Source organism: Soonwooa purpurea, from assembly GCF_053891095.1.
The window spans coordinates 32,762-49,233 of sequence record NZ_JBSSMA010000015.1; the positions used below are offsets into that span (position 1 = coordinate 32,762).

11 protein-coding genes and 1 tRNA gene are annotated in these 16,472 nt (G+C 30.7%); 5 read left to right on the forward strand and 7 right to left on the reverse strand.

The features are described 5' to 3' along the window. Positions 1-89 precede the first annotated feature (89 nt). Positions 90-160: transfer RNA gene (locus ACVFVN_RS12520), tRNA-Gln, on the forward strand. Between the two features lie 26 nt (positions 161-186). Here the strand turns inward: ACVFVN_RS12520 and ACVFVN_RS12525 are convergent. The 5 genes from ACVFVN_RS12525 to ACVFVN_RS12545 form a co-directional block, all read right to left on the reverse strand. Then, positions 187-1,686, reverse strand: coding sequence for a recombinase family protein (locus tag ACVFVN_RS12525; protein WP_456235524.1), 1,500 nt, complete (start codon positions 1,684-1,686; stop codon positions 187-189). Between the two features lie 89 nt (positions 1,687-1,775). Beyond that, positions 1,776-1,943, reverse strand: coding sequence for a hypothetical protein (locus ACVFVN_RS12530; protein WP_433979860.1), 168 nt, complete (start codon positions 1,941-1,943; stop codon positions 1,776-1,778). Between the two features lie 110 nt (positions 1,944-2,053). Continuing rightward, the gene (locus tag ACVFVN_RS12535) at positions 2,054-3,733 is read right to left on the reverse strand and encodes a hypothetical protein (protein WP_456235525.1); all 1,680 of its coding nucleotides are present in this window, start codon (positions 3,731-3,733) and stop codon (positions 2,054-2,056) included. Continuing rightward, complete coding sequence (locus ACVFVN_RS12540) at positions 3,730-4,380, reverse strand: hypothetical protein (protein WP_456235526.1); 651 nt, start codon at positions 4,378-4,380, stop codon at positions 3,730-3,732. The genes ACVFVN_RS12535 and ACVFVN_RS12540 overlap by 4 nt, the downstream gene beginning before the upstream one ends. Positions 4,381-4,447: 67 nt before the next feature. Then, the gene (locus tag ACVFVN_RS12545) at positions 4,448-5,005 is read right to left on the reverse strand and encodes a hypothetical protein (RefSeq protein ID WP_456235527.1); all 558 of its coding nucleotides are present in this window, start codon (positions 5,003-5,005) and stop codon (positions 4,448-4,450) included. A gap of 178 nt (positions 5,006-5,183) precedes the next feature. Here ACVFVN_RS12545 and ACVFVN_RS12550 point away from each other — a divergent pair, with 178 nt between their 5' ends. From ACVFVN_RS12550 to ACVFVN_RS12560, 3 genes are all read left to right on the forward strand, one after another. After that, positions 5,184-5,588, forward strand: a complete 405-nt coding sequence (locus ACVFVN_RS12550) for a helix-turn-helix domain-containing protein (RefSeq protein WP_201133353.1) — start codon at positions 5,184-5,186, stop codon at positions 5,586-5,588. 214 nt (positions 5,589-5,802) lie between these two features. Then, the gene (locus ACVFVN_RS12555) at positions 5,803-7,710 is read left to right on the forward strand and encodes an ATP-dependent nuclease (protein ID WP_456235528.1); all 1,908 of its coding nucleotides are present in this window, start codon (positions 5,803-5,805) and stop codon (positions 7,708-7,710) included. Beyond that, positions 7,691-9,694 carry a UvrD-helicase domain-containing protein gene (locus tag ACVFVN_RS12560; protein WP_456235529.1) on the forward strand — a complete coding sequence of 668 codons (2,004 nt, stop codon included), beginning with the start codon at positions 7,691-7,693 and terminating at the stop codon, positions 9,692-9,694. Before ACVFVN_RS12555 ends, ACVFVN_RS12560 begins: the two co-directional genes overlap by 20 nt. Before the next feature lie 332 nt (positions 9,695-10,026). On the opposite strand, the gene ACVFVN_RS12565 is transcribed toward ACVFVN_RS12560, so the two are convergent. Together ACVFVN_RS12565 and ACVFVN_RS12570 are read right to left on the reverse strand one after the other, a co-directional pair. Further along, entirely contained in the window at positions 10,027-11,190 is a 1,164-nt protein-coding gene (locus ACVFVN_RS12565) for a hypothetical protein (RefSeq protein ID WP_456235530.1), read from the reverse strand. 172 nt (positions 11,191-11,362) lie between these two features. Beyond that, positions 11,363-15,034, reverse strand: a complete 3,672-nt coding sequence (locus ACVFVN_RS12570; protein WP_456235531.1) for a YobI family P-loop NTPase — start codon at positions 15,032-15,034, stop codon at positions 11,363-11,365. 719 nt (positions 15,035-15,753) lie between these two features. Here ACVFVN_RS12570 and ACVFVN_RS12575 point away from each other — a divergent pair. Then, a complete protein-coding gene (locus tag ACVFVN_RS12575) occupies positions 15,754-16,437 on the forward strand; it encodes a nucleotidyl transferase AbiEii/AbiGii toxin family protein (RefSeq protein WP_456235532.1) in 684 nt (227 codons plus the stop codon). Positions 16,438-16,472 lie beyond the last annotated feature (35 nt).

Here is a 16,472-nt window from a genome sequence, read left to right on the forward strand (position 1 = left end):
AATATTTATTGATAAAATTATGCATTTTTTTTGAAATAAAATTTGGAAGTTTAGAAAAAAGCTGTAAATTTGCATCACAATAATCAAAGAGACCCATGGTGTAACGGTAGCACTTCGGTTTTTGGTACCGCCTGTCGGGGTTCGAATCCCTGTGGGTCTACATTCAAGGAGAAATGATCATTTTTATCATTTCTCTTTTTTTTTTACACCATCTAACTCATTGTTTATCTGAAATATATGGTATGCTATTGAGTTAATTCGGGCGGTTCGATAATGTTTTCCGTCAAATTCCAATTTTTCAGGAAATATCGAACCAATTATTGCACGCTTTACCTCAATTTCCCCTTCTTGATAGTGTTTTCCGATATTTTGAAGTGTCTCTAATGCTTGTTCGAGCAGTTTATCTATATTGTTAATTTGAGGAACTGAACTTTTATTTAATTCTTCTTCCAATTTTGAAATCCGTTCTTTACATTCTCTTTTAATCTCCAGATATTCATCATCATCAATTATCTCACTAAGAAATTTGTTTCGAGCAAAAGATAGTTTGTTATTTAAAGTATCAATTTCATCAGATATTTTCTTTTTCTCTTTTAGTGGATCATTAATGAAGCTGTGATAATTTTCAGTCAAAAGCTTTTTAAGATATTTTTTAACTGGTGCATTCATTTCTAATGTCATTAATCCATCTTCAAAAACTTTATTGACGATCTCTGCTCTTTCTCTGAATCCGCAGATAGAATTACAATGATAATAATAGTATCTATTATTTCGACCTCTTGAAGCACTGGCGGTAAGTGTTTTACCACAGTTGGGACATGTTAAAAATCCACGAAGTGGAAAATTTTCCTGAACAGTGATTTTTGTGTTCGGTCTTTGAGGTCGTTTCTTTCCATCTAGTATCTCTTGTACTCTGTCAAAAAGTTCCTCACTGATCAATGGTTCATGTTGACCTTCAACAAAACAAGCTTCTTCATCCTTATGTTTTGGAACAAATACTTTACCGCAATAAATCGGGTTGCGAATGGCTATATGAAAGGATGTCCTGCTTACACCTTTTCTCAAAGACTCATTAATTTTTGTTCTTATCGAATTGCTTGCATAGATGCCTTTAGCCAATTCATTGAATGCCCATTTCATTTTTGTTGCTTCCGGTTCTTTGATTGCAATATACTTTTTACCATTCTCGGTTATCTTGTTTGCATAACCAAATGGGGCTTTTCCCATAACACGCCCTTCTTTGACAGCTCTTCTCATTCCATAAAATACGTTGAGTGCTCTTCTGTCATTTTCAACCTCGGGCGCAGCCAAATAGATAGCCAACATCATTTTGTTTTCCGGAATGGAAAGATCAAGCGGTTGTTCAACGGCTTGTAAATCCACCCCCAACTTTGAAAGGATGCTTATCATCTGATAGGCATCGCCTGCGTTTCTACTAAAACGATCCCATTTCGTAAACAAAATCACATTGGTTTTAGAACCTTTTTTCTTAAGTTCAACTAGAAGCTTCTTCCATTCGGGACGGTTAAAAGATTTTGCAGAATGGTCTTCATAAATAACATTTCCTACAGTTAAATTATTTTGTGAACAATAACGTCTAAGACGTTCTTCCTGATCTCTTTGGGAATAGCCCTTATCTGCTTGTTCATCTGTCGAGACACGTATATATAAATCTGCTGCTTTCATAATTTTAAAATTTAATTCCGTGGAATAATTGTAAGTGTGGTCAAATAATAAATTTCAAATTTATCAGATGGATATTCCATTACAGAGTATCATTTCTGATCAGTATCGAAATACCTTTTAATGACCATCAATGTAAGGTTGTAAAGAAACTCCATTACCAATTCAGCTTCTTCCTTTGTCAGCTCCATACCTTCAGTTCGGAAATATTCAATAACTTCCTCTATCGGTATTTTTTTGATTTCTTTTGCCTTAGACATAAATGCAGAATTTCTCTAAAAATAATTCAGAGAAATTCCATTTATTCCGTGATATGTATCTCACCGCATAGTTAGGCACAGAAAGTCTTCAATTAGAAAAAATTTATTTTCTAAAGGTCTATTTTGTTTTCTGATAGTATTGCACTTTTCGTTTTATCGCAGATTAAATTCATCTTAAGATCATCTAGCAATTTACCATCAACAACAGTTTCTTTGAGTTCATTCATCAGCTTTTCTACAATTATTTTCATAGACTTTACTTTCTCTGTGTCAACTTTTCCTATACTGTGATGCACGCTCATATTGTAATCAGTAAAAGAAAATATATTGCTAGAAAACTGCTCAAATAAATAGTTGTACCTATGTATGTCCTTATCAGCGTAGATACATAATTGCCAAAGGGCTTCGCTGGTCATATAGTTGGGAAGATAAAATGTTTTTGCATATATGTAAGTTCTGCAAAAGGACAAAAGAAACAATGCGAAGATATTATCTACTCCCTGATAATTTTCTTGCTCTCCATCAATCAATTTATAAAACTGTAATGTACTCTGTAATGTACTCTTATAATGGAAATACAGGTCACTGTGCTGCGGTTGATGAGGCATCTCCCAATGTGGCTCAGGATGAAATTTATCCGAGGAATAGACCAAATGTTTGCCTTGCATAGTGAAAACGAAGAAGCTTTGATATTGATATAGATTCTTCTGAATCCAATACCGATCGTGACCGACTAATAAAAATTTGTACTCTTTTCCAAATATACTCGTCAAAGAATGAGTAATCGCTTTTATTTTTTCATTGTTGATATTCAAACCAATCAAAAGTAAATAGTACGTTGTCACTTCTCCATAGGCTGTTTTATGAAAGAAATATATTTGTTCCAGTTCTGTAAAGGTCAGGATTCTGTCAATTGCCTTATTCAGTATTTCATCTGATCGATACTCTTCTATTGGGATTATATCCTGATCGACCGTGTAAATTTTATCATATTGTTTTTTAATTAGATGCTTCAAGTCATAGAATCGAGCTTCGATTAGTGTAAATAACGAATCTTCGATGATTCGTAATGATTCAAACATTTCTGTATTGTAAATCAGATCATCTTCGTTAATCGCTTTCTTTACTTTTGCGAAAAGTTCAGTTATAAAATATTCCCTTGGATTCTTTTTGACAAAATAGGATTGTAGTTCCGGAATATAAATAAACAATTGATTTATCCTTTGGTTCAGATCGATGTCACTTGTCATGTCTCCGCTATATAGTTCCTCTAAGTACTCCAAGTCATATTGGATCAGTTCTTCGAAAGAGGTAAAAACACTGTTGTATGAATCCTCAGCAATAAGTCTTTCAATTTTTACCCTACGAATTTCGTGATCGTGGTGGAAAGTATCTTCATAGCGATTGAATTTCTTCTTGTATTTTTTCCAAATCCTATCTATCAAAATTGATGATCTAGAATCTTCATTTTGATAGATTATTGAAGATCGCTGCCAATGGTACTCTATGAAAGGATGACCTTTTGATAATTGATATTCCAATCTTGAATAATCAATGAAATAAAAGTAAACATCATACTGATCTCTAAATTCTTTCACCCATCTTTTTGAACGCAATTTCGCTACATCTGCAAATTTATTGAGCTGAACCAAAAGGTGTGATCGAGTTGATTGCTTTTCTTTCTTATAGAATACCTGACCGATGGAATAATCCCTAACAATTTGCTCTAGTGTATTTCCAATAAACTCATTGGCGAGAATTGAAAACGGAGATTTATTTGGTGTTTTCATAGCTGAAGGTTTTTAGATTCAAAACCACTATCATAATATATAAAGATAGCTTCAATAAATAAACGAACCAAGGCAAACCACACCATCATGTCAATATGCTCATCCATTTTGGGGTCATTGTCAAATCCTACTGTTTGTTTCAAAACAAAATCAGGGTCTTTCATCTTTTCCTGATTTTTCTCAAAATAATCAATTCCAACAATTGATAATATCAGAAGAAACAATTCATTGATGCATTTCTCAGAAGTAGTTGAATTGATTATATACTGAGCACTATTAAAATTATCCACTTCATCTGTTACGGATTTGGATTTGACGGAATTATTTGATTTGTCATCAAAGTAAAAATGAATGAGCAGTAATATGCAGGACATCAATCCTGCCGTCTTGATATCCTGCCTGCTTGCATCTTTGAGCTCAATCTTTCCTGATAGCAATTTCCCCAATTCGTATTTTTGAATCAAATCTGGATAGCTATCGAGCAGTTCTGTGAGTCTGGGATTATTCAGTTGGTCACGCAGGCGGAATAAACCTAATTCAAGATCTTCTCCTTGAGAATTCTGAACCAGAATATTTAATGCGATCTCAGCTTGTTCTCTAGTTTGTACAAGCTGTTTCTTTTTACTAAAGGGTGTATTCTTTTTCATTTCAATAATTTTGCTTTAGTAAAGTTGACGAAGGAGTGAAGGATATTCTATTCCAGAAAGGGATATCTTATTCGAGATCGTCTATCGGTTTATTTTTGATCTTTTCTATTCCACGCTCGCGCATCAACTGTGCTGCATCAAGCATTTTGACAATATGGATATACGGTGTTATTAGATCAATGTCAACAAACTCTTCTATGAAAGGAGATGCTGACAGATGTAAAATCTCACAAAGAAAAAAATCAAATTCGGCAATGGTTTTTTCGGTAAATGCTCTTTGGAAAACAAGGAAAGGATTAAGATATTCGTCCTTTAATAAAGAAGCTTGATGCAGGTATGACCAGCTTTCGGATGCTTTTTTGATGTTCCATTTTTTGTCTTTGCGCTGTATCCTTACACAGGCTTTCAGGAAAGAGCGGAAAGCAGTATAAAAGACAAATAGCTGTCCCGGATAATCACTATTGTAGATTTCTTTCTTTTGGACAAACAGCATTGCGCCTGCCAAGATTTGCTTGTGTGAATCCAGGTCTGCATAATCAAAAAAGGAGTCGATTAGTGCAAAAGGATCCTCAATCTCTTCTGCTGACCAGAAAAAAGATTCCAAGGATATTTTAGACTTTTTCATAGGAAAAGGATTTAATATAGCGAACTAAATTCTGTTGTTGCCGTTGACTAATCTATTCTTTTAGTGAATAAAATATCCGTTATAAGGGATATTTTACAGGATAATTTTTTAACTTTACAACTCAGACGAATTAATAGAAATGGCTTTATCTTTAAGCCTTAAATTTTTGATAATTGCTATGGAACAGAAAATACATCAAGGAAGAAATGTAAAACGCTTTAGGGAAATGCTTGGTATCAAGCAGGAGGCTTTAGCTTTTGACTTAGGCGAAGACTGGAACCAAAAGAAAATTTCTTTGTTGGAGCAGAAAGATGTTATCGAAGATGATTTATTGAAAGCAATTTCAAAAGCTCTTAAAATTCCTGTGGAGGCTTTTCAGAATTTTGATGAACAGGCTGCAATAAATATAATTGCTAACACTATTACCAATAATGATAATGGAGCTGTTTACAATCATAATCCAGTATTTCAACCGATTGATAAATTAATACAATTGCACGAAGAAAAGATTGCTTTATATGAAAGAATGTTAAGAGAGAAAGACGAAATGATGGATAGGCTTGAGAAGCTAATCAATAAATAAAAATATAAGTAATTCGGGGTAATTACTTTTTCATAAGAAAGGCTCAACTTGATGTTGAGCTTTTTTTTGTGAAGTGATTGTGGTATTAAATACTTTCAAAAAATAATCAAAAAAATATTATTGAAACCTAGTAATGTATTAATTACTAAGTTTTCAGCTAGTAAGTAATAAGTTTTTATTATATTAGATTAACTAATAAATCTATTGAAACCTAATGTACTTACATAATATTAAACTGTGGAATTTTAGAAAATTTGGAACAGATGGAAGCTTTATTTTAGATAGGCCTAATTTAGATTTAAACTTTACAAAGGGCTTAAATGTTTTGATTGGAGAAAATGATTCGGGCAAAACAGCAATTATAGATGCAATTAAACTAGCTTTGAAAACACACGCCTCTGAATGGATTAAACCCGAAAGAGAAGACTTTTATAAAAATTCTGAACGATTTAGAATAGAGTTATTATTCAAGGATATAACTATTGAAGAAGCTAAAAACTTTACCGAATGGCTGTCTTGGGAGGGTGAAGGAGAGAATTCGGAGCCAATACTAATTATGTATTACGAATCAACCAAGATAAATGATAAAATTGTAACATTTGATCTAAAAGCAGGTTTGTCTGAAGAAGGATATACATTAAATTCAGATGCTAAAGAATTTCTAAAAGCCACATACCTCAAACCTTTACGAGATGCTAAATCAGAATTAATTCCAAAAAAGGCATCTAGATTATCACAAATTTTTGAAAAACACGAAGCGTTTAAAAATAAAGAAAACGATCATCTTTTGATAGATATTTTCAAAAATTTTAATTCAAGTATTGCCTCATATTTTAAAGGTTTAGAGAGTGACGAGACAACAGTTTTGAGTGACTTAAATGGCAAAGAACTTAAAGACGAAATAGATAAATACTTAAAATCTTTTTATGATAATTCTAAAGAGACAGATATAAAAGTTTCAGAAGCAAAGCTTAGAAATATTTTAGAAAAACTAGAATTATTAGTGAAAGATGAAATTAATGTCGGGCTAGGCACATTAAATAGACTTTTTATGTCATCCGAATTGGTTCATCTTAACAAAAGGGATTGGGACGGCATTCGCTTGGGACTTGTGGAAGAATTGGAAGCGCATTTACATCCGCAAGCTCAGATGCAAATCATAGAATCATTACAAAAACATACCGACATACAATTGATTTTAACGACTCATAGCCCTAATTTAGCATCAAAGGTAAAGTTGGAAAATTTAATTATTTGTACAAAGAATTACGCATTTCCTTTAGGAGAAGATTACACAAAATTAAAAAGAACTGACTATCCATTCTTAGAAAGATTTTTGGATGTAACAAAGTCAAATCTTTTCTTTGCTAAAGGGTTAATTTTTGTAGAAGGCATTTCAGAAGAAATTATTATCCCAGCTTTAGCAGATAAGCTTTTTGAATTAGGAGAAATAAGTAATAGCCTTACCTCTTCTTCTGTATCAATAGTACCTATAGGAAACACTGCATTTTTAAGATATTCCAAAATTTTCTTAAGAACTAAATTACCACACATAGATATTCCAATTAGTATAGTAAATGATTTGGATTTGCGACCTGTAGAATATGCGTACAAATATAATATCACTGAAGATAAACTGCTCGCAAAAAATATTATAACGAAATATAATCCGTCCGATTTTATAATACAAAAGAAATCCACCATAGAATCGCAATCGATCAAAGCATTTATTAGTAATTTTTGGACTTTAGAATATTGTATTGCAATGCACCCGATATTGAGAAAGATTCTTTTTAAGGCAATTGTTCAATGTCTAGAGGAGATAAGAGCTGATAACTATTTGGGAGAAAATGAAAGTAAAAAGGGAATAAAAGATATTTCTCTGCTTAATTACGAAAGAAGATGGAATGATTTTATTGCGAACAAAAGTGATGAACAGATTGCTTTTGATATTATGTATTATTTTATAATCGATAAAAAAGAAATTTCTAAATCAATGATTGCTATGTATTTCGCACAATTTCTAAAAACTGACATTGTTATAAGTGAAAACATTTTTGTGCGAGATAATCCTATTCAATATTTGGTAGATGCGATAAAATATGCTACAAGAAATGATTAATATTTCAGATAGTGACATTAAATATGCTGAAAGTATTTTACTCCCGGAAGGGAAAACTTTCGATGTACAGAGAGTTGATTTCATAAAGAACCTTGAAACATTAGATTTACAAGCCGTTCCGGGCAGTGGAAAAACAACAGTGCTTTTGGCTAAATTACTAATCTTAGAAACTAAATTACCCTTAGAAAGTAATAGAGGTATTTTAATTCTTGCACATACGAATACTGCGATTGATGAAATAAGAGAGAGAATTGGTAAACATTGTCCTAAATTATTTTCGTATCCAAATTTCATTGGAACAATCCAAAGTTTTGTCGATCAATTTTTAGCGATTCCCTACTATCAAATCAAATACAAGAGAAAAATTTTAAGAATTGACAATGAGATTTATAACGAGGCTGTAGAGAAAAATTTAAAATTAAATTTGTCAAATTATACAATACAACAGGCTAAGAATGCAAAATCTTTTCTTCGTGCAAATGTAGGGTTGCCGTATAAATACAGACTATTATATGATAATGGTTCATTAAAACTGCTAAGTGGCTTGAACAAATCACTTATTACAATAACAAAACCAAGAAGGGGAAAGAATTGGCAGGATTTTACTCCAGAAGAAAAAAATAAAGTCGCACAGTGGATGGTTTCTTTTAAAATAAAGATTCTAGCACAAGGTATATTACATTTTGATGACGCATATCTACTAGCCGAAATATATTTGAATAAATATCCTAAGATTAAAAATATAATACAGCGACGCTTTAAGTTTGTTTTTATAGATGAAATGCAAGATGTAGATTTACATCAATATAATCTTCTCGAAAAAATATTTTATGATTCCGACAAAAGTCTTTCAAAGTATCAGAGAATTGGAGACAAAAATCAGGCTATATACACAAATGAAGTTGCCTTGGAAGAAATTTGGTCTCTCAGAGATAATGATAGAATTAAAAATATTAATGGTAGCCAACGTCTTTCTCCTAAAATTGCAGAGCTTGTAAACTGTTTTGCATTAAGCAGAGAAGGAAATTTTAGTATTGAGGGACATAATGATTCTTGTGATTTAAAACCACATTTAATTATTTTTACCTCAGAAAACATTCAACAAGTAATTCCTAAATTTTCAGAACTAATACAAGCCTATATTACTTCTGGCGACATTTTAATTAATGCTAAAAACAAATATAAAGTCATAGGATGGACAAAGGAAAAGCCAACTGAAGGAAATAGGTTAGCTATTAAACATTATTTTGAAAATTTATCGACTGAAAACATAAAACAAAAGATAGACTATGAAAATTTAGATTCATACTTGGTTTTATTTAATCGTGAAAAGAAAACTTTAGAACCTATCCGGAAAAGCATATTAAATGCTCTTATTAAAATCTTAAGACTTGAAGGATTATATATGTCAAAAAGCGAAATGTTAAGAAATTTAGAAATTTCACATTATAATGAATATATCTCCTTGAAAAGAAATTTATATAATTGGAGTATAGATATTATAAGAAGAAAAGATGATGAAACCTACACTTCTATAAAAGCCTACATACCGGCATTTTTATCCTGTTTTGGAAAATCTGTGCAGGCTTCTAACGATTTTATTAATAATCAGTCTACAATAATTCCTATACAAGATACTGATAATGTTGTGGATCGAATTAGCACTAATAAAATAAATATTCATGGATTTGATATAGATATTTCTACCATTCATTCTGTGAAAGGTGAAACACATACTGCAACCTTATATCTGGAAACCTTTTATGGAAATGGAAATCATAATTATGAAAGTGAAAGACTTTCTGATCAATTCAAATTTATCAATTTTGATAAAACACAGAAAAATCACAGACAATCTTCTAAAATGGTGTACGTTGGATTTTCTCGACCAACAAATTTATTATGCTTTGCTGTAAATAAGCAAAGGTTTGATTTACATCTAAGTGATATCGATCAGCAAAAATGGAATATTATCGAGTTATAGACTTAAATCATGATGGAAGTCACAAAAAGAGAAAAATACATCGTTACTATTTTTCTAACCTAGAAAGACAATTTGTGGTTGATTAAAAAAACTTGAATACGAGGTTAAATTGTAAATATTTAATACCATAATTGATCAAATATAATTTCAAAAGAAAAAAAGAAAAAAAAGAAAGCCAATTGATCATCGTTGCAGATTTTAAAAAGCAAGTTTATAAAGAAAAATACGACCTAAAAGGTGGAGATTTTTCTTTATACCTTTAGGCTTGAACTTGTGTTTATAATCTGAAACTATTCCTTTGTTTTCTTTTTAATATTTTTTACAATCGTCTATTACAACCTGCGTTGTTTTTTCTTCTTTTGCTGTAAAGGAATTTGCTCCGAATTGTAATTGATCTCAGAATTGCCAAAATTTAAGAGGGATATTATTTGAGAAACACTTTCTGAATCTTTAAAAACTTCTTCAAATGCATAGAAAGGTATATTGTTCTTCTGTGAAACCTTCTTACAAACATTATTGATTTCTGCGATTAACTTTACTTTAGAGCCAGTAAATAGCTGAGGTAATTTTGTTTTCTCAAATTGTAATGTCTTGATTAAAGTATCCTTTACAGAGTCTAAATATTTTATTTTTTCACTTGAATAAATATTGTCGTTAGATAGAACGCTAGAAAATTTCTGTTTCAGATTCGAAATTTCTTTTTTGAGATCAAAATTTTTGCTTCGGAGTTCTGTTATCAGTTTGTTTTTGAATTCTAATTCCTGTTTGTTTTTGCTCAGCTGTATATTGTACGTGTTGAACGCTTTTTCGTAGTTGTCAAGAGTTTGATCGGTTCTAATTTTTTTAAAGCCTAAGAAATCACTTTCTTTTACAATCAAATCTTCAAACTTTTTGGAATTGAGCTCAGATTTTACATCATTTATCTTGTCATCTAGTGCTAAAAGCTCTTGTTCTTTTTTCTGGATCTTAAATTCTATTGCCTCCAATCTACCTTTTGAGCCTTCAATGCCTCTCTCCATTCCTAAGCATTCCGCAGTAATATCCTGCATTTTTGAATAGTGGAAAGATTGATGCTTTAAGGTTTTTCCAGTTTGCAGATCTTGCCAATCAGCAACAAGATGAGCGTGATAATTCGGGTTCCATTCTTTTGTTTCTTTATCATAATGACCCTCATCTTTATGAATAGCAATTTGAAAAATTCTGATTTGTAATTCTTCTTCCAATCTTTTGGATAAATTATGTAAGTCAAGCATTTTTGTATCTTCTTTAATCACAACAACAGCTTCTCTGATTGGCATCGCATTCTTCTGTAATTTTCTTCCGGATTTTTCTTTACAATAAGCTTCTATATTTTTTAATCTCTCTGAAATTTTTTCTTCTAACCAATACTCATTTTTGGAGCTCAAATCCTTTCGAATGTAATCAAAGGTTTTCTTTCTGGAGTTGTGGGCTTCGGAATCTGATTTCGCTGCTTTGAAATTAATTGAAGTCTTCATTGAAGATTAAATCTAAATTTTCTAATTTATCTTTAGTCTACCAATTGCTCATCAAATTATTGTTTGGCTTACTTTGTCTTAGAATTTAATATATTCCTCAACTTCGTAACTTCTTATATCCAACTATTTTTAGATCTTGATTATAAGAGGAATTTAATTAATATTTTCCATTTTAATAATTAGCGACAATTTTAATTTCATTATGTTTAACCTCAAATGAAGAAATAAAACCCTGATTATTAAGATTGTTAATAAACTCACGATTATGACTGTTAAAAGGGATTGTAGGTCTTTTTCTGCGTACAGCGATATCAGAATAAGGATAAGGTAAAATTTTTACCAAATTACTAATTTCTTCGATAGATATTTTGCTAAATTGAATATTAAGCAGTTTTATTCTATTTTCTAACGAAGTGGTATTTTTAAATAATCCTTCAAGAACCTGATATTCTAAAGGAATGTAAGAAGAGTTTGAAAGTATGCCGCATACAATAACCGAAATATCCTTATTATTAATAATTACATCAGAGTCCAGCAATTTTATGATTTCAATTTTAGTTTGGTGATTTATTTTACTAAGATTACCTAACAGTAAAATAATATCCTTTTCGTCCAAAGTATATTTTTCAAAATCTACAATGAATTTATTTTGATGCTTGGCTACAAGGTCTATATGTAGATGCGGAAATCTTTCTTTCAATAGATTATAATTCTCTTCAGATAATGTCAGAATATTTTCAACAAGATATTTTACCTTTTCATTGCTCAAATGCTCGAATGCAAGCTGATCTCTTGTATATAAACTATTTTCCAATAGTTTTTTATAGCTTTCATCTGACAAATCATTGCATAGTAGAATATTTTTTCTAAACTCTGCATAACCGAAATCTCCCTCCTTTTCCATTTTTTCCTTCGAAAGCTTAAGATAATTTTCTTCACTATTCAAAAAGTCTATCAAAGGTTTTTCCAGAGAAGAATCCCAATCAATATAATAATCAATAACATTTTCCCAATTGGGTACAATTTTATTGGACTCCACAAGCATTGTTTTTATTTCTTCATCTTTAATGTCTGAAATGGTGGAGATTTTAAAATTATATTTATTTATAATATCCTGTTTTAATTTTTTTTCCAGCATAAGATCATTAAGAAGTATAAGAAATGATTCTTCTGGTTCTTCAGAATTGCCTTCTAATTTTAAAAATACATTTCTGACATAGGCATTTGTATGTCCTTTTACGTAGCCAATAAGATGATCACATTTTGATAGAAGAACAGAATTAAAATGAGCCTTTTCTAAATCGGCAGCTTTTACTTCTGCACTGTACTCAAGTATCATAGCTTCTATATTTTCAGCATTGATCTGATAACTATCATTTTCATAAACGTAATCGAACAATCTTTTCGTCTCATCTGTAACAGGGTCTAAATCTGAAAATTTCACATTTAAATTTTTGAACAGCGACGAAATCTTTTCAAAATAATCAGTTTTATCAGTATTTTTTATCATCGACAAGAAATATGGCTTTTCTTCAATGAGATCCTTTAATAAATCATTATTTTGAAATTCCACGATATCTTCGTTCGGAACAAACTTTATTAAAAGTTCCAGATAAAAGTTCTCTTTTTCCTCAGTATAATTGCTGTCATTGTACAGGTAATCAATCAATCCTGGCCAAGACTTACAAATAGAAGGCATAAAAATTTCTACGGGAAAATCTTGTCGATGTATATACGAATCTATAAATTCAATAGACCTTTGCTTCTCGTTGCTTAAGACTTTTATAATGCTTTCATACAAAGGTTTATACTTATTATAATTTGCAGCAAGAAAATCTAGTAAATCAAAATTCAAAATTGTATCCCGTTTGAAGTATTTTTCAGGAATTTTGCTGATTATAGTCTCAACATTCGTCAAGTTATAATCAAACGTTAGAACTTCTCCACTCTTGACTTTCTTCTCGAAAATGAAATCTTCTTTGGTCAAACTTACCTCGTGGAATAAAGAAATGTAATCATTATAATTTTCATTAAGATATCCATTTAGCAATAAGTTACGCATCAAAGGACTCCCAGCAAAAACATCTAAATATGTGCTTATATCAATTTCTTCAAAAATTTGCTTTACATCCCAAGATTTAACCTCTTGTTTTCTGTTTTTAAGCTTCTCAATCTCCAATTTCAAATTCTGAATTTTATCATTGGTCTTGTTTATGATAAATTTCTCGCGCTCAGAATAAGTAAAATCTGCATTTACTTCCTGTTCAATTTTGGAGAAAGAAATATCAGTTGTATTTTTATATTTTCTGTATTCTTGATAGCTACCATAATCATTGTAGACCTGATAATAATTATAACTGATCTTTTCATCTTCTAGTAATTTTTCAAAATTTTCATCTTCTACAAGCTCGAAAAATTTCTTATTCCCATTTATATTTAAAGTTACAGCATCTGGTATTTTTTCTTGAATGAATCTAATATAAACAGCCCTTAGCTCTTTAACAGATAAATCATATTCGTTTTCAATATCCTTTATATTCTTTTCTTTCGTTTTAATTTGTTGATCAATTTTTTCAACTATACCAAAAATATATTGATTTTTGTTATTTATAAATTGGTAGAGCATACCTTCTCTTCTGTGTAACTTCATAAAATCATTAGGATACAGATTTTTGTAGGTGATGATTGCAAAAAGTTCCTCTGGCTTAGTTATAAATTCTGGGTTGAGAGCATCTCTGTATAAAACAAATTCGTGGAAAATATTGATGAGCAAACGCATATCTATATCATCAATGAAAGTGATAACGTCACTGATGAATTCTTGGGATAAAACAGATTCCAGTTTAGCTTCCCTAATAAGCTTTGATAACTGCTCATCGGCATTAGATGGATTAATAAAAGGAATTATCGGAATTATATATTCAAAAAACTTTACCCTTTCGTTCTTATCTTTAAACATATCATCCTTAATTGCATACAGAAAGTTTATTTTTTCATCACCTCTTTTACTTTGGATAGATTTGGAATTATTCAACAGAATATTTATTTCTCTAAGTTTAGTAAAAATATCAGTGCTTTCAAATCTGTCTAAGTCTTCAATGACAATTACATTGTAATCTGTCCTCTCGAAAAAGTACAGAATCTCTTCAAGATGTTCATTAAAAACAGACTTGTCAATATTATCACCTAATTCTACTTCTCCCTGAATATTTAATTTATTGATTTTTGAATTGCTGAATAATCGAACAACAGTTTTGGAAAACATTCCGATTCCAAAAAAGAATACAAGAAATACAAGTAATGCTATCCAGTCTATATTTTTCCATCCCACGATCCAAGTATCCGGATTAATTTTCTTTATATAATCAAATTTAAACAGTATGAAAATACTAGAAATCCATAAAACCAATCCGATAGCGATAGACCAAATCTTTCCAGTTGTATTATTAATAATTCGCTTAAATCTGGAATCTGGTATTTCATCAGGTTTTACGTGATAAAATATCTGCTGCAATATGCTTACTTCGAGCAATCTTTCCATATCATCCGTATTATTAGAATCATTGAAAGATGCTAAAGAAATATTGAGATATTTATTCTCCGGATTTAGATGCTGAAATGTTTTAATTATGGTACTCTTACCCGAACCATAAGCACCTGTAACAGCAATGTTGGTTATGGCAGGTTCATCAATTGCATTTTTAATAGCCGTAAGATAGGGCTGAACTCTTGCAACTTCTTTCTCATCGGTCAGCACTTTTGCTGCTAAAGAGCTTAAACTCTTTCTATCTGTTGTTTTTTGATCCTCTTTTAATCCGAATTTTTGAAGTAAAGATTTCAGCATAAAATAAATTTTTCATAGAATATTCAAAAAATATTCCTTTGATAATATCTTATTAATTGTCAGAAAGTTATCCTAAGCAACTGACTTTTATGTGTCATTCTGACCGATTTTGATAGAATAATATAGTATTACATTATAAAAATAAATTTTCTTAATCTAAAATCTTTTCAGTTCGGTATTATTTAAATTAATAATTTAAATAAAGATAGTAGCAACATACTAAAATATGATTGTTGGAATATTTAATTTTAGAATCATTCTCAAAATAAAATTTTATTTCAAACCTCGGAGAGCGAAGCAGCAACTTTGTTAGGACTTTAGGACTTTCAAAGTTGCGAATGAGCTCCTAACTTCTCCACGTAGTTGTAAAGTCGCACGCATTTCAATAAGCAATAAATCTATTCTTAAAACAATATTTTTGGAACATTACTTTTTACAAAGCAGGCTTGATTTTCATTAATGTTTTAAATGTGCAAAACGCAGCCACCTACATATTTTAGATTTTGTTTAAGGTTTCCTACTGAAAGATGGACTTCTTAAAATTAGTACATACTAAAGTAACTATTACCGGAAAAATTTGTAATTCCAATTACTAATATCTCCACCAATAAAAGGCTTCTACTTTAGACTTTCATCGACAATCGAAGTCAAATGTTTCCATGCACTTCCATTGTACAGGCATACATCATTTACAGGATTAATTTTCTGAAAAATGAATTATGCTACACAAGGAAACTGTTAGTAAGGAAATGTGGGAACTTCTACAAAAACTGATGAAAGATGAAATGCTAAAGGACTTCACTTTGGTGGGCGGTACCGCCTTAGCCTTGAAATTAGGGCATAGGTTATCCATTGACATTGATCTATTCACTACGAAAGACTTTAACTCAAAAGATTTAATTAGCTACTTGCAAAAAAAATATAAGGCTACAGATGAGATTGTTTTTGAAAATACCGTTATGACCTATATTGAAGACATAAAAGTTGACCTTTTAGCCCACAAATATCCTGTTATAGCAACCGATAAAATTTCAGAAAATGTTAGAATGATTTCAAATGATGATATTGGTGCTATGAAACTTCACGCAATATTTCAAAGTGGAGCAAGGTTAAAGGATTTCGTAGATATGTATTTTCTTCTTGAAGAAAATCCTTTAAAGTCATATCTAGATAGCTACCAACAAAAATATAATGGAAATTCAAATTTAGTAGCACGTTCATTAATTTACTTTGATGGTATTAGAACACAATATGATGTTTCAATGATTCAAGGCAAAGAGAATAATTGGAAGACAATGCAGGAAAGACTTAAAAAAGCTGTTTCAAATCCCAATCTTAAATTTGGAAGTTCACTTTCAAAAAAAGCCATTCCCATGAATAAAGGAAAACGATTTAAAAGGTAATTTTGTTGCGAAAAAGAGATAAAAACCTTATATTT

Coding starts and splice junctions, on each gene's coding strand:
- ACVFVN_RS12525 (WP_456235524.1), bottom strand. CDS start 1,686: ATGAAAGCAGCAGATTTATATATACGTGTCTCGACAGATGAACAAGCA.
- ACVFVN_RS12530 (WP_433979860.1), bottom strand. CDS start 1,943: ATGTCTAAGGCAAAAGAAATCAAAAAAATACCGATAGAGGAAGTTATT.
- ACVFVN_RS12535 (WP_456235525.1), bottom strand. CDS start 3,733: ATGAAAACACCAAATAAATCTCCGTTTTCAATTCTCGCCAATGAGTTT.
- ACVFVN_RS12540 (WP_456235526.1), bottom strand. CDS start 4,380: ATGAAAAAGAATACACCCTTTAGTAAAAAGAAACAGCTTGTACAAACT.
- ACVFVN_RS12545 (WP_456235527.1), bottom strand. CDS start 5,005: ATGAAAAAGTCTAAAATATCCTTGGAATCTTTTTTCTGGTCAGCAGAA.
- ACVFVN_RS12550 (WP_201133353.1), top strand. CDS start 5,184: ATGGAACAGAAAATACATCAAGGAAGAAATGTAAAACGCTTTAGGGAA.
- ACVFVN_RS12555 (WP_456235528.1), top strand. CDS start 5,803: ATGTACTTACATAATATTAAACTGTGGAATTTTAGAAAATTTGGAACA.
- ACVFVN_RS12560 (WP_456235529.1), top strand. CDS start 7,691: ATGCTACAAGAAATGATTAATATTTCAGATAGTGACATTAAATATGCT.
- ACVFVN_RS12565 (WP_456235530.1), bottom strand. CDS start 11,190: ATGAAGACTTCAATTAATTTCAAAGCAGCGAAATCAGATTCCGAAGCC.
- ACVFVN_RS12570 (WP_456235531.1), bottom strand. CDS start 15,034: ATGCTGAAATCTTTACTTCAAAAATTCGGATTAAAAGAGGATCAAAAA.
- ACVFVN_RS12575 (WP_456235532.1), top strand. CDS start 15,754: ATGCTACACAAGGAAACTGTTAGTAAGGAAATGTGGGAACTTCTACAA.